Below are 13,891 nucleotides of genomic sequence, written 5' to 3'. Positions count from 1 at the left end.
GCAGGTGACAGTTCCATCGTTTTATCACCTTACCGTTTTATCGCTTGTTTATTAAATCATTGCTTTTACCTGCTTGTATACGTTCTCTGCCGTAAAGCCCAGCTTTTCGTCCAATACTTTGTAAGGAGCGGAGAAACCGAACGATTCCAGTCCCCAAACCTTACCGTGGGCGCCTACCAAGCCTTCCAGCGTAACGGGCAGGCCGGCGGTCAGACCGAATACTTTTGCATCTGCCGGAATAATGCTTTCCTGATAGCCCGGAGCCTGACTGCGGAACAGTCCTTCGGACGGAGCGGATACGATACGCAGTTTGATACCGTCTTTACGCAGCAGTTCCGCACCTGCCACCAGCGTAGCCACTTCGGAACCTGAAGCGACGAGGGTGATGTCCGGATTCTCGTCCGAGCCTGCTACGATGTAAGCGCCTTTGGCCGCCTGACTGTAATCGTTGCCTGCGGGCAGGTTGACGATGTTCTGGCGGGAGAATATCAGAGCTGTCGGAGTAGACATATTATCCATTGCGAGTTTCCATGCTACGGTTGTTTCTTCCGCATCGGCGGGACGGAGTACCAGCATAGAATTATGTCCCTTGTGGTTCTTCAGTTTTTCCATCAGGCGGATTTGGGCTTCCTGTTCTACCGGTTCGTGAGTAGGACCGTCTTCTCCTACGCGGAATGCGTCGTGTGTCCAGATGAATTTTACGGGAATTTCCATCAGGGCAGCCATACGTACGGCAGGCTTCATATAGTCGGAGAATACGAAGAACGTTCCGCAAGCGGGGATGATACCGCCGTGCAGCGCCATACCGATACAGCAGCATGCCATTGTCAGTTCCGATACGCCTGCCTGGAAGAATGCGCCGCTGAAATCGCCTTTCTTGAAGGCGTGAGTCTTTTTCAAGAAACCGTCGGTCTTGTCGGAGTTGGACAAGTCGGCGGAAGCGACAACCATGTTCTCTACCTGAGTGGCAAGAGCGCCGAGCACGGTGGCCGATGCGGCACGTGTAGCCACGTTGGCTTTCTGCTCGATAGCAGCCCAGTTCACTTCGGGAGCCTTGCCGGAGAAGAACAGTTCCAGTTTGGCCGCCTTTTCAGGATTGGCTTTTGCCCATGCGGCTTTGACTGCATATTTCTCTGCCATGATGCTCTTCAATTCGGCAGCGCGTTTAGCATAAAGTTCGGCCACTTCCGGGAAGACTGTGAACGGATTTTCCGGGTTACCACCCAGATTCTTGATTGTGTTTACGTAAGCGTCGCCGCCTAAAGGAGCGCCGTGGGTAGCGCAGTTGGCTTCATAGCTGCTGCCGTCCGCCTTGCGCGCGCCTTTACCCATAACGGTATGGCCGATAATCAGTGTAGGACGCTCTGCCTCGGCTTTAGCCTCGTTGAGTGCACCGCGGATGGCATCTGCGTCGTTACCGTCGATTTTGATGACTTTCCAGCCCCATGCCTCGTATTTCTTGGCGGTATCTTCGATGGTTACATCTTTCGTTTCGGTGGAAAGCTGGATGTCGTTGGCGTCATAGAACATGATGAGGTTGTCCAGACCCAGCGCACCGGCAATACGGCCTGCGCCCTGTGAAATTTCTTCCTGAATACCACCGTCGGAGATATATGCGTAAATAGTCTGGTTCATTACTTCTTCAAAACGAGCCTTCATGAACTTGGCGGCGATGGCTGCTCCGACGGCAAAGGTGTGTCCTTGTCCCAACGGGCCGGAGGTGTTTTCAATGCCGCGCATGATGTCGCGTTCGGGATGTCCCGGAGTGGGGCTGCCCCATTGACGGAACTCTTTCAGCTCATCCAGCGTGAACTTGCCTGCCAGCGCCAATGTGGAATAAAGCATCGGTGACATGTGTCCCGGGTCAAGGAAGAAGCGGTCGCGACCTTCCCAGGCGGGATTCTCAGGATCGTATACTAAGAACTCGGAGAAGAGTACATTCACAAAGTCGGCACCACCCATAGCGCCACCGGGATGTCCGGAGTTGGCTTTTTCGACCATAGAAGCAGCAAGGATACGGATGTTGTCCGCTGCAAGGTTCATAAGTTTCTTGTCGTTCATATTATTAAAATAATTATAATTTGAATACTCTTTAAGCGGGTTGATTTCTTGCTTGTTAATTTTAACAGGACAAAGATAACTCTTTATGTCTAATCCGCAACATAGAAAGTCGCTCTTTTTTCTTGCACCCGTCACCCGCTTCTTGTTTTAATTACAATAAGTCTTTGCGGTTGATTTACTGTAACTCAAGGGTAACAACCGATTGGGCGGGGAGTTTTATTTTCAGAACTTCTTTATTGATTTTTATCTCTTTGAGAAGTATTGATTTCACTTTGCCGGGGTTTTAAAAGAAATTAAGGCCTGTTATCCGTAAGGAAGTAATAATTTTTCCTACGGCCTTTCGGGCTTGTGCTCCCGGCGGATGTACAATAACTTTCCGCTTGTTATTTACATCAACGTTTTATTGTTAAAATGTGGGGTACGCTCTTTGGAAACTGTTGCACTGCATAAAAAAGGGCGTATAGTGGTAAAGTAGCAGGATGGATGCAAGCGACAAAAATAGGGTGATACTGTGGAAAACCACTTTATCACCCTATCGCTCTATCGCTTTTTGATTTGTTTATTCTAATCTGCGTGCACCGTCGCTGATTACGACATCGTAAACCTTCGGGCTTCTGTTGAATTTCTTCTTGAATTCCTCTTTGGCTCTTTCGATAAAGGTGCTGTACAGTTCTTCTTTAACGAGGTTGATGGTGCAACCGCCGAAGCCGCCGCCCATAACACGCGAACCGGTTACGCCGCAATCAAAAGCAAGGTCATTCAGGAAGTCGAGTTCTTCGCAGCTTACTTCATACAGCTTGCTCATGCCATGATGTGTTTCGTACATCTTCTGGCCTACCGTTTCGTAATCGCCTTTTTCCAAAGCATCGCAAACATCGAGCACGCGTTGGATTTCTTCAATCACGTATTCTGCGCGCATAAAGTCTTCCGCGCTGATTTCGGCTTTGGCTTCTTCGAGCATTTCCATGTTGCAGTCACGCAGGAATTCCACATGCGGGTGTTTTTTCTGGATAGCGGCAACGGCAGCCTCGCAGCTTTGGCGACGCTTATTGTATGCGGACGAAGCAAGCTCGTGTTTTACTACGGAGTCTACCAGTACCAAGCGGTAGCCTTTCGGCTCGAACGGGAAGTACTGATATTCCAGCGAGCGGCAATCCAGACGGATAAGGCTGCCTTTTTTACCGAATACGGAAGCAAACTGGTCCATGATGCCACAGTTAACGCCGCAGTAGTTGTGTTCCGTAGCCTGACCTACTTTGGCCAATTCGAATTTATCGATTTTATTGTCGCCGAACAGGTCGTTCAATGCATAAGCATAAGTACTTTCCAATGCAGCGGAAGAGGACATACCTGCACCCAAAGGCACATCGCCTGCAAAAGCGGTATTGAATCCTTTCACTTCTACACCGCGTTTAATCATTTCGCGGCATACACCGAAAATATATCTTGCCCAGCTGGCGCGGGGAGCGTCTTCTTCGTTCAGACCGAATTCCACATAATCTTTCAAATCGATGGAATAAGCTTTGACTGTGTTTGTGCCATTGGGTTTCACTTCTGCAATCATACCTTTGTCGATTGCTCCGGGGAATACAAAACCACCGTTATAGTCGGTATGCTCACCGATTAAGTTGATGCGACCCGGAGAAGCATAAACAGCTCCTGTTGTTCCATCAAAATGCTTGATGAAACGGCTTCTTACGTATTCTATATCCATGATATTGTTTTTTAAGGTGAATAAATCTAATTACCTGTATTTATCTATCAATCAACTTTAATATCCTTGTTTACGTTCTTGCAACCTATCAGTGCATAATAAAGCAGATAGGCGAGGGCCACTACAATCAGCCAATAACTTGTGAGGTAGCCGATTCCGTCATTCCAGTCAACAATGGCGTTTTGCAATAGAGGCAGGATACCACCGCCGCAAACAAGAACCATGAAGATTCCGGAAGCTTTTTCCGTATATTTACCTAATCCTTCTACGGCAAGGTTGAAGATTCCACCCCACATGATGGATGTACAAAGTCCGACTAACGCAAGGAACATCGCATTGACAGGCACATGTACGAGTCCGAACATTCCTTCGGAACTGTTCTTGAATACCGGCATATTTACCATTGAGTCTGTTGGCGCGAACATGGCGGAGATAACCAGGATAATTCCTATGGCAGAAGCTGTTCCCAACATCGCTTTGGCTGAAATCTTGCTACCGATACTTGCGCCGATAAGACGGCCTACCAACATCAGCAACCAGTATGTAGCGGTAACGGAACCTGCAATGGCTTCTGCTCCTGCTCCATTTACACCCAATACATCCAAATCCGGATTTTGTAACCATTTGTTCAATACGTTGGGTACTCCCACCTCTATTCCCACATAAACAAAGATACCGATAGCGCCGAATATGAAGTGGCGGAATGACAGAGGTCCGTATTGAGAATGAGTGGAATCGGTTTTTACCTCTGCTTTTTCTTTTTCAGGTATGGTGGAGAAGAAGATAACGATGAATGCGAATGCGAATATAGCCAAAGCTGCGTACATCAGAGGGAATACGTCGCTGATTTTGGCATTGGTAATGGAAGGTATCAGAATACCGGTCAGGATGATTACGGAAGTTCCTGCCAATGAGTTGAATGAGCCGCCGAGCTGGATAAGCTGGTTACCTTTGTTTCCACCGCCGCCAAGGGAGTTAAGCATTGGGTTTACTACCGTATTGAGCAAACACATGGAAAAACCTGCAATGAATGCTCCCAACAAGTAAATACCGAAGCTGCCGGCCACACCGGAAAGCGTCTGGATACCTACTCCTACGAATCCTATCGTAATGGCAATGAGAGCCGTTTTCTTATATCCCATTTTTTGCAGCATATTGCCTGCCGGATATCCCATTACAGCATAGGCGATGAAGTTGGCAAATACGCCGAGAGTGCCCATCCAGTTGGGTACGCCAAATTGAAATTTCAAAATGTCACCCATTGGTGAAGCCAGGTTTGTTACGAATGAAATCATACCAAACAAGAAAATCATTACGATGATGGCAACGATGTTCCCGTTCTGTTTTTGTTGTGTCATGGTTTTGAAAAATTTATAAGTTTATAATTAGGTTAGTTATTTCATTGATGCGCTATTCTTGTACACCGAATTTATAGATGGTAATTTGCTGATATTCGTCTCCGGGAAGCAATACTGCCGATGGGAAATGCGCCTTGTTGGGAGTATCGGGGAAACATTGCGCTTCAAAGCACACGGCGCTTCTTGCGGGGAAAGTTGCTCCATGAGCGCCTGCAAATCCACCCAGCCAGTTTCCTGTATAGAGCTGCACGCCGTTTTCTGTGGTATACACTTCCATCGTACGTCCGCTTACGGGCTCTGTGCAAGTGGCGGCGAGGCTTAATTCACCGCTTTCCGTTTTATTCAATACATAGCAATGGTCATATCCGGCTCCGTTTACCAATTGTTGGAATTTATCATCGATACGCTCGCCGATGGCGTGAGGAGTACGGAAATCCATAGGAGTACCTTCCACTTTCAGAATCTCTCCGGTGGGAATGGACACTTCATCGATAGGAACGTAAAAATCGGCGTTGATAATGAGGATGTTATTCAGAACGGTAGGCGAGGGATTGGAAATACCTGCGAGGTTGAAGAAACCGTGATTGGTTAAATTAACAACAGTAGCTTTATCGGTTGTAGCCCGGTATTCTATAACCAGGGCGTTTGTCTCATCTTCCAGACGATAGGTCATTTCTACTTCCAAAGTTCCGGGAAAGCCTTCTTCGCCGTCGGCGGATGTGTAATTGAAAATGACGGTCGATTCATTGGGCTGAACCGCATCCCATACGCGGGCGTGAAAGCCGGTTGGTCCGCCGTGCAGCGAATTGGGGCCGTTGTTAACGGTCAATTGATGCTCCTCGCCGTATAAAGTGAATTTTCCATTGGCAATTCGGTTACCGTAACGGCCTACCGTGGTACTTAAGAAAGGTTCGGGACTGTTGATTACATGCTCTATACTGTCATGGCCTAAAATAACATTGGCATATTTTCCGTTTTTGTCGGGCACCATAATCGAAAGAATTGCACAACCGTAGTTGGTTACCGCCACTTCCATGCCCAAAGCGTTTTTGAGGATATATAAATCTGTTTTCTTGCTGTTTATATTCTTCTGAAAGTTTTTTCTGTCCAAACCGGACAAATTACTTTCTGTTGGAGCAGTGTCTATCATATTCATGGTATTATTTAATTTTCTTGCAAATAAAGAGAAATTCTTTTGTTCCCCCAAGTAATTGAGAAGAAATGTAGAGAACATTTTATGAAAGTTTAGCGTTTAACAATTAGAATACAAATTGATATTTTTTGTATGTTTGTCGCGTTAATCTGAAAAAGTATTGTAACAGTATTGAATTGTACTAATTAAAAACAACGAATGTATCCTCTAAAATTTGAGCCTATCCTGAAACAGACACTTTGGGGTGGCGACAAGATTATCCCATTCAAACACTTGGATGAAACTCTGCCGAATGTAGGCGAGAGTTGGGAAGTTTCAGCGGTAGAAGGTAGTGAATCGGTAGTAGCCAATGGTGCGGACAAAGGGTATACTTTGCCCGAAATGGTTCGTAAATATAAAGACGAGTTGGTGGGTGAAGCAAACTATGCGCGGTTTGGAAATAAATTCCCGCTATTGATAAAATTTATTGATGCCAAATTGGATTTATCCATTCAGGTGCATCCGGGTGACGAACTTGCCAAGAAGCGTCATAATAGTTTCGGTAAAAACGAGATGTGGTATGTGATCGCCGCGGACAAAGGCGCGAAACTGATTTCCGGCTTTTCCGAGGAGATAACTCCGAAGGAGTATAAAGACAGAGTGCACAACGGAACGTTTGCCGAAGTACTTCAGACTTGCACGATAGAACCGGGGGATGCGTTTTATGTACCTGCCGGTCGCGTACATGGTATCGGAGCCGGAGCATTTGTTGCGGAAATTCAACAGACTTCCGATATAACTTATCGCATCTTCGATTACAATCGCAAAGATAAGGATGGTAAATCCCGTGACTTGCATACCAGCCAGGCGATGGATGCCATTAATTTTTCCGATGTGCAAGACGATTTCCGTACGGAATACGAGCGTATCCGGAATGAGCCCGTTGAAATGGTAGCAAGTCCTTACTTCACTACTTCCGTGTATGATATGACGGAAGAAATCACTTGTGACTATTCGGAACTGGACTCATTCGTTATCTTTATTTGCGTGGAAGGTTCTTGCCGTCTGACGGATGACAATCAGAACGAAATAACTCTGCGTGCGGGGGAAACGGTGCTTTTGCCTGCTGCTGTTCAGGAAGTAACAATCGTGCCGGAAGGCGGGAGAGTGAAACTGCTTGAGACTTACGTGTAAGAGTTGATAGTATTGCTACGATGAAGTTAACTGTGTGCCACGCAGTTAGTTAACATCGTAGTTGCAATGAAGTTAACATCATGCGGCCAATGATGTTAACTTCATTTTTTTGCTGTTTTTTCTTTTATTTCCGGATATTAATTCCCTGTCTTTTTCTTCTCTTTGACTAATGCGGCGATGAGGTATTTCCCCTTGGCTACAATTTCACTCCAGCGCGTGTTGTGTATCACTTGCCATACGTAACCTTTCAGTCTTCCATAGTCGGACAGGCGCAAAATGGCATTCACTTCTTCGTTTTTTGTGATTTTCATTTGCCGTAGGGTGAATATCAATCCGTCATAATTATGCGTTTGCTTGTTGTAGGCATATCCCGGTACAGGCAGAAGAGAATGCTCGTCGGAACTCCCTTCTTCTGTTTCTGCTTTTATTTGCTTTACTTTACTTTGTTCGGAAATGTCTGCATTTTGGGATGAAATGTTTGCAGGCTGCATGCAATATTCTTTGTTTGGTATACTGTTTTCTTCGTCCTGTATGCAGCTTTCCAATAAATAGGGTAGGGTGTTTAAGTCCCTTTTTCTTCGTTTGGTAGCTTCCAGCCATACCTTTTGGATGGTGGCGGACGTCAGCACGTATTGTTCTTCGTAATACTTACGGTCAAAAAATCCTTTGTCTATGAGGATACAGATTATCTTTTCCATGTTTGTTTCTTCAATGCCTGTTTTATGGGCAAAGAGCGTGCATTGCTCTTTGTCCCACAACAGATAATAGCCTTTTTCTTTGTACATCTTGCACAGTAGTTTTATTACGGCAGTAATTCCTGCCAGTCCGCATTTGGCTTCTACGAGTTCTATCGGTGCGTCATCAAAGAAATTCACATTCAATGGGAAATACATGATTCCCCCATAATTCATTGCCATAGTTTGTCTTAATTTTTGAGTGATTAATAATCAACATACGGGGCTCCATTCAAGGAAATTCTCAAGTTGGAAAGTTCTCCATGCTTGTTGTTCGATATCCCAATATGCAATGGTAGTTGTAACTCTTGTGATGTCATAGTCTTGTCTGAACATGTTTTTGTAGGGAAGCAGTGTTGCCCTGACGAGTCTGAATGTTCCGTCCTGCCTATGATAGGCAATGAGCGCATGTCCGTATTGCATGTGGTCTATGAGACTTTCAATACGTGTGGCCATCCATGTGGCGCAGTTTTCCGTGTAATTCTTTTCCAGCATGATACGGATTTTCCATAGATTGCGAATGGCTTCGTGAAGTGAAGCGGGCTTTTTTCGGTTCATCATCATTTAATTTTGTAGATTTAAAAAACAGGTAATATTCAGTGGGGTTCAAGTAGTGGAAAAAAGAAAGATGCTGCTTCTCTTGAGGAAGAAACAGCATCCTTGCAGTGTGGCTTAATCCTTACTAATAGTTGGCAAAGGTAGAGCCTTTCCTGATAGGTTGTTCATCATTAATTACGGGCGTTTTTTTACTTATTTCTTGTTCTGTTTTCCTCTGGGATTTGCGCAGTTCATATCCTTTAGCAAATCGGTAAGTTCGCCTCTGATAGTATTGGTTGCTATGGGTTTATTACTCTTGGTTAAGAATAGTTTTTTCTCAAAAAGGAACTTTGCTAAAGTGGTTATTCCGGCTGTGGGAGCCACCTCCAAATATTCTTTCAGATACATTTCCAGAAAGGCTTTTTCAATGATTTCCCGATGTTCTTTTATACCTGTGATGGGAGCACCGGGCTTGGCTCCCCGCTTTTTCTTAATGCCTTGATTTATTGTTGATTTACTAAATGCTTTACTTACACTTTTGTTTTTTTTAGTTTGTTGTTCTCTATAACTTTTTTCATCGTCTTCTTTGTTTTTATGCCCTATGATAATTAATGATGAAAAAATAATCGAGGCCGAAAGTAGTTTTTATCGGTGATATACACAAACAAATTGAGCTATGTATTTTCTTTGGTAGAGGCGTGCGGAGAGGTAATGGGCTGGTAATTAATTTGCTATGCCTGGAAGAGGGAAGTGTTTTTTAGACGTTCGTTTAAAAGACACTCTTTTTAGGGGGATTTTTTAAAGCATTATTTATATAAATAATAAAGTAATAATGAGGTCTTTTTAAGTGTAGATAATAAACTGGTTTAAAGATATTTATCTAAATAAGAACTTCTATTTGGAAATATTCTTATTAAACATTTTGCCCGTTTGAGAAATAGGTTGTATCTTTGTGCACAATAAACGAACGTCTAAAAGATGCTTTTTCTTTTTAGACTATTCGTTTTCAGCTTTTTGTAAGCTAATAACTAACATAACTGTTTTTCTACTTCTTTTTCCGTGATGGTAGGAAGTTCTAAAACAATATGGATGCTAACTAAACTATTGGAAATAACTGCATTACATGACTTGACCGGTAGGTGCTACGCTACTCCGGTGTCCCTAAAGAACACCCTTTTCACAAGGCTTCATGTTATTCCCAATCTTGCGATTATCACAGATTAATGCCCCGTTTATCAGCAAATAAATCTTCCGAGATACAATATAAACCCAGTAAACAATTATCTACTGAAAATGACGTAGATAAATGTTGGTTTGCGATTCGTGTTTCTTATAGCCGCGAATTAGCGTTGAAAGCAATTCTGGATGCCGAGAACATTGAGAACTTCATTCCGATGCGCTATGAGTATATCATGAAATCGGGGAAACGCGTCCGTAAACTGCTTCCGGCTATTCACAATCTCGTTTTTGTTTACTCCACCCGTAAGCGTATAGATGCTTTGAAAGATAAACTCGAACCGTCTATGCCTATACGTTTTATTATGAATCGTGAGCATTGCCGTCCGGTTGTAATTCCCGAGGCGCAAATGCGTAGTTTTATTCTGGTGGCAGGCAATTGTGACGAAGCGGTTCTTTATGTAGAGCCGGCCGAATTGCATTTGGTTAAGGGGCAGAAAGTACGTATTACCGGTGGTGTCTTTGAGGGAGTAATCGGCGAGTTTGTCCGTATTCGCCATGACCGTCGTGTAGTAGTTAATATCGAGGGTGTCATGGCTGTAGCTACTACCTTTATTCCGCCTTCTCTGGTAGAGCCCATAAAAGAGTAATTCTTTTTTTTTCTAAGTATTATAATTCACAAATCATAATTCACAAATCAATGGATTCATTATTTTCCTTAGCCCATCGTCTTCTCACTTACGGGCTTGACGGGAGCCCTATCTATGTAGACGAATTTACACGTTTGAACCGTGAAGTTTACGAGCAGGCACTGGAGCTTTATGGCACTCGCGGCAAGACTGTAGAGTCTGAAGCAGAGCTTTGCCTCGGTCTTTTAGCTGCTTTTGCCGCTACCATTTATGATAATGGTCATAAGCAGCAATACATTCAGCAGGTATTGGACCGTAGTTGGGAAGTTCTTCCTAAACTGCCTGCATCTTTGCTCAAAGTTCAACTTCTTGTCTATTGTTATAGCGAAGTTTATGATGAAGAACTGGCAAGTCAAGCTCATGACATTATTGCCACTTGGAATAAGGCGGATTTGACTTTGGAACAAGTGGATATAATAGAAGAGCTAAAGAGCTTTGAAGAAAACCAATATCCCTATGAAGTGATAGAATAATTTCACTCATCAACCTAAACTATTCGACTATCTAAACTAAGACTTTTTAATTTTATGGAACCAATTGAGAAAGATGACCATTTTATCCCCGACGGAATGAATGCTTTCGAGCGCAATGTGAAGCGTATAGGTGATTGTTTTCTTGCCCTTGGCGCGCTTATTGTTTTTTCTCCTCTGTTTTTGATTTGCTATATTGCCGTGAAACGTGAAGATGGTGGTCCTGCCATTTTCAAGCAGGAGCGTATCGGCAGATTCGGTCGCCCCTTTAATATCTATAAGTTCCGCAGCATGAAGTTGGACGCGGAGAAGTATGGCCCTGCCCTTTATGCCGGTGCTGAAGACCCTCGTATGACGAAAGTCGGCAGGTTTCTTCGTGACCATCATCTGGACGAACTTCCCCAACTTTGGAATGTATTCTGCGGTGATATGGCCTTTATCGGGCCCCGTCCCGAACGTAAGTTCTTTATAGATCAGATTATGGAGGTAGATCCCCGTTATCGTTATTTATTCCAGATTCGTCCGGGAGTCACTTCGTATGCTACACTTTACAATGGCTATACCGATACTCTGGAAAAAATGATCCGTCGTTTGCGTTATGATTTGTTCTATTTGGAACATCGCTCCTGGGGCTTTGATACCAAGATACTTTTTATGACGTTTATGAATATTGCATTCGGAAAGAAATTCTGAGAATGTTACAAGATAAAAGTATTGCGATTGTAAAGTGTAAATGATTCAGCGTATCTCTGTAGGAAAAAAGAGATACACTTATGATGAATCAAGAATAGTTGAAAGAATAAAATAAAGGAAGATGTAAAATGCTTCTTCTAGCGGATAATAGACGATAAACAGGCGCGCATCGAGTATATGTGCGGGAAGTGTTTATTGTCCGAACTTAAATCATGTAGACTAAGGCGGCTAATTTAAATCAAGTGCTTGGTTGACAATTACTTTTTGTGCTGTATTCATCAAATCACATCAATTTCACTTCTCCTTATTGATTAAAGGTTTCTGACTGTAAGTGTCTAAAAATGACGTATTGCATTAAGCTATAATAACGTCGACTTTCTCAGTTGTAATCAAAAAACTTAGTAAGTATGTGTATCCGTTCCGTCTGAAGAAGTTACTAAGGTGGCCAGTTTTTTGAGAATCTGCTTCCATGACCATCGGAATGAGCACTAATAATATTTAAAAATCGGAGTTCATTTTTGTCTTTTTTAATAGAGAATCGCTTCCAGGCGATTGTTCTATGTGATATGCCAAAATTGGATACTAACGTTCTTTTTAATAGGAATGGGAACATTGCATACAAAACGAATAGCCTTTAATACTTTATTTCTATATGTCAGAATGCTAATTTTAATGTTTGTAGCATTCTACACTTCACGAGTCTTACTTAAAGAACTTGGTATTAATGATTTTGGTCTTTATGGAATTGTCGGAGGAATTGTAGCTATCTTTTCATCACTCAGAGGACTATTTGCAACAGCTACACAACGCTTCCTTAATTTTGAAATGGGAAGGAATGATACAAATGGTTTGAATACAATATTTAATATAAGTCTGATTATCAATATCATTATTTGTATAGTGTTCTTTATTTGCGCAGAAATAATTGGCTTATGGTTTTTGGAAAATAAACTCATTATTGCACCAGAACGAATGGATGTTGCAAAATGGGCTTTCCATTTTTCGGTTTTAGCATCAATGATATCTATCTTAACAATACCTTTTGATGCACTGATAATTGCCCATGAAAAAATGTCCTTTTATGCCTATGTATCCATATTGGATGCCTGTTTAAAATTAGGAGTCATATTTATTCTCCCTTACTTCGCCATAGACAAGCTAAAACTATATGCTGCACTGATTGTTGCTGTTTCTTTAGTCATACGCTTTATAAGCTCTGTCTATTGCAAAAGGAATTTTCCAGAATGTAAATATAGACTCTGCTGGGACAAAAAGGCTTTTAAAGAAATGGGAGTATTCGCAGGATGGAATTTTGCAGGAAATCTTGCCTTTGCTTTAGTAAATGAAGGGCTCAATATATTATTGAATCTATTTGGAGGAGTGATAGCCAATGCGGCAAGGAGTATTGCTTATCAGGTAAAAAGTGCAATTACAACAATGCTCAGTAACATTATGATTGCTATAGACCCCCAAGCAACTCAATTATATGCACAAGGTGAAAAACAAAAATTCTACTCACTCCTATTTACAGCCTCTAAAATCATAGTTTTTTTCTACTTAATGCTGGCATTTCCGCTGTATTTTTATATTCATGAGATCTTACAAATATGGCTAGGAACGATTCCTCAATATGCACCCGAATTCATTCAAGCGATATTAATCTATTTAATGATAAGGTCTTTTCATGAACCAATCAACACATTCTTTTTTATAATTGGAAAATTAAAGCTGTTTCAGATAACGGAACTTATCATTTTGAGTTTATCTTTACCAATTTCTTATAGTGCATTAAAGTTCTGTAACCTAGCTCTACAAAACATATTTTACATTATGGCAATAATTGAGTTATTAAACTTAATAATTATCCTTATCTGGGCAAAAAAAATAGGTCAATTTAATATCAAACAATATTTTTATCGAGTGATAATACCTTATTTAAAGACTTTCGTTTGTGCAAGTATTACATTATATGGCATTCAAGCCTATTTTCAGCAATCAAAACCATCTTGCATATACTTTATTTTATTACCAATTATCCTCTCAATTATAATATTTATCACAATAACTTTTTTAATAGGATTTTCTTCGAAAGAAAAAAATGCGATAAAGGCTATTCTAAAGAAATAAAAAAGC

Annotated in this window: 12 protein-coding genes; 5 read left to right on the top strand and 7 right to left on the bottom strand. The window is 42.3% G+C overall.

Features of this window, described 5'->3' with window-relative positions; translation table 11 throughout:
• Nucleotides 1-51: 51 nt before the first annotated feature.
• From BUB52_RS12595 to BUB52_RS12580, 4 genes are all read right to left on the bottom strand, one after another.
• A complete protein-coding gene (locus BUB52_RS12595; protein ID WP_039950197.1) occupies nt 52-2,061 on the bottom strand; it encodes a transketolase family protein in 2,010 nt (669 codons plus the stop codon).
• A gap of 559 nt (nt 2,062-2,620) precedes the next feature.
• Nucleotides 2,621-3,775 carry a galactokinase gene (gene galK / locus BUB52_RS12590; RefSeq protein WP_009120601.1) on the bottom strand — a complete coding sequence of 385 codons (1,155 nt, stop codon included), beginning with the start codon at nt 3,773-3,775 and terminating at the stop codon, nt 2,621-2,623.
• 47 nt (nt 3,776-3,822) lie between these two features.
• Nucleotides 3,823-5,133, bottom strand: a complete 1,311-nt coding sequence (locus BUB52_RS12585) for an MFS transporter (protein WP_009120602.1) — start codon at nt 5,131-5,133, stop codon at nt 3,823-3,825.
• A gap of 52 nt (nt 5,134-5,185) precedes the next feature.
• Nucleotides 5,186-6,283 carry an aldose epimerase family protein gene (locus BUB52_RS12580; protein WP_039950255.1) on the bottom strand — a complete coding sequence of 366 codons (1,098 nt, stop codon included), beginning with the start codon at nt 6,281-6,283 and terminating at the stop codon, nt 5,186-5,188.
• A gap of 201 nt (nt 6,284-6,484) precedes the next feature.
• On the opposite strand from BUB52_RS12580, the gene BUB52_RS12575 reads away from it, so the two are divergent.
• Nucleotides 6,485-7,459, top strand: a complete 975-nt coding sequence (locus BUB52_RS12575; RefSeq protein WP_009120604.1) for a type I phosphomannose isomerase catalytic subunit — start codon at nt 6,485-6,487, stop codon at nt 7,457-7,459.
• Between the two features lie 137 nt (nt 7,460-7,596).
• Here BUB52_RS12575 and BUB52_RS12570 read toward each other — a convergent pair whose 3' ends face one another.
• The 3 genes from BUB52_RS12570 to BUB52_RS12560 all read right to left on the bottom strand — a co-directional run bounded on the left by BUB52_RS12570 (nt 7,597) and on the right by BUB52_RS12560 (nt 9,138).
• Complete coding sequence (locus BUB52_RS12570; RefSeq protein ID WP_009120605.1) at nt 7,597-8,376, bottom strand: DUF4373 domain-containing protein; 780 nt, start codon at nt 8,374-8,376, stop codon at nt 7,597-7,599.
• Nucleotides 8,377-8,406: 30 nt separating this feature from the next.
• Nucleotides 8,407-8,757, bottom strand: a complete 351-nt coding sequence (locus tag BUB52_RS12565) for an SH3 beta-barrel fold-containing protein (protein WP_009120606.1) — start codon at nt 8,755-8,757, stop codon at nt 8,407-8,409.
• Between the two features lie 186 nt (nt 8,758-8,943).
• Nucleotides 8,944-9,138 (bottom strand): hypothetical protein, encoded by a 195-nt coding sequence (locus BUB52_RS12560; protein WP_009120607.1) that lies wholly within the window; start codon nt 9,136-9,138, stop codon nt 8,944-8,946.
• An 815-nt stretch (nt 9,139-9,953) separates the two neighbouring features.
• Here BUB52_RS12560 and BUB52_RS12555 point away from each other — a divergent pair.
• From BUB52_RS12555 to BUB52_RS12540, 4 genes are all read left to right on the top strand, one after another.
• A complete protein-coding gene (locus BUB52_RS12555; protein WP_009120608.1) occupies nt 9,954-10,556 on the top strand; it encodes a UpxY family transcription antiterminator in 603 nt (200 codons plus the stop codon).
• A gap of 50 nt (nt 10,557-10,606) precedes the next feature.
• On the top strand, nt 10,607-11,068 hold the full coding sequence (locus BUB52_RS12550; RefSeq protein ID WP_009120609.1) for a UpxZ family transcription anti-terminator antagonist: 462 nt from the start codon (nt 10,607-10,609) through the stop codon (nt 11,066-11,068).
• A 54-nt stretch (nt 11,069-11,122) separates the two neighbouring features.
• Complete coding sequence (locus BUB52_RS12545) at nt 11,123-11,758, top strand: sugar transferase (protein ID WP_009120610.1); 636 nt, start codon at nt 11,123-11,125, stop codon at nt 11,756-11,758.
• 603 nt (nt 11,759-12,361) lie between these two features.
• Entirely contained in the window at nt 12,362-13,885 is a 1,524-nt protein-coding gene (locus BUB52_RS12540; RefSeq protein WP_009120611.1) for a lipopolysaccharide biosynthesis protein, read from the top strand.
• Nucleotides 13,886-13,891: the final 6 nt, after the last annotated feature.

Source organism: Bacteroides clarus YIT 12056 (genome assembly GCF_900129655.1).
GTDB classification, from domain to species: domain Bacteria; phylum Bacteroidota; class Bacteroidia; order Bacteroidales; family Bacteroidaceae; genus Bacteroides; species Bacteroides clarus.
This window is presented reverse-complemented; position numbering and strand designations above follow the sequence as displayed.

Bases quoted from the DNA above. Each gene is read 5' to 3' on its own strand.
- BUB52_RS12560 (WP_009120607.1), bottom strand. From the start codon at position 9,138: ATGTATCTGAAAGAATATTTGGAGGTGGCTCCCACAGCCGGAATAACC.
- BUB52_RS12565 (WP_009120606.1), bottom strand. From the start codon at position 8,757: ATGATGATGAACCGAAAAAAGCCCGCTTCACTTCACGAAGCCATTCGC.
- BUB52_RS12540 (WP_009120611.1), top strand. From the start codon at position 12,362: ATGGGAACATTGCATACAAAACGAATAGCCTTTAATACTTTATTTCTA.
- BUB52_RS12550 (WP_009120609.1), top strand. From the start codon at position 10,607: ATGGATTCATTATTTTCCTTAGCCCATCGTCTTCTCACTTACGGGCTT.
- BUB52_RS12555 (WP_009120608.1), top strand. From the start codon at position 9,954: ATGCCCCGTTTATCAGCAAATAAATCTTCCGAGATACAATATAAACCC.
- BUB52_RS12585 (WP_009120602.1), bottom strand. From the start codon at position 5,133: ATGACACAACAAAAACAGAACGGGAACATCGTTGCCATCATCGTAATG.
- BUB52_RS12580 (WP_039950255.1), bottom strand. From the start codon at position 6,283: ATGATAGACACTGCTCCAACAGAAAGTAATTTGTCCGGTTTGGACAGA.
- BUB52_RS12575 (WP_009120604.1), top strand. From the start codon at position 6,485: ATGTATCCTCTAAAATTTGAGCCTATCCTGAAACAGACACTTTGGGGT.
- BUB52_RS12545 (WP_009120610.1), top strand. From the start codon at position 11,123: ATGGAACCAATTGAGAAAGATGACCATTTTATCCCCGACGGAATGAAT.
- galK (WP_009120601.1), bottom strand. From the start codon at position 3,775: ATGGATATAGAATACGTAAGAAGCCGTTTCATCAAGCATTTTGATGGA.
- BUB52_RS12595 (WP_039950197.1), bottom strand. From the start codon at position 2,061: ATGAACGACAAGAAACTTATGAACCTTGCAGCGGACAACATCCGTATC.
- BUB52_RS12570 (WP_009120605.1), bottom strand. From the start codon at position 8,376: ATGGCAATGAATTATGGGGGAATCATGTATTTCCCATTGAATGTGAAT.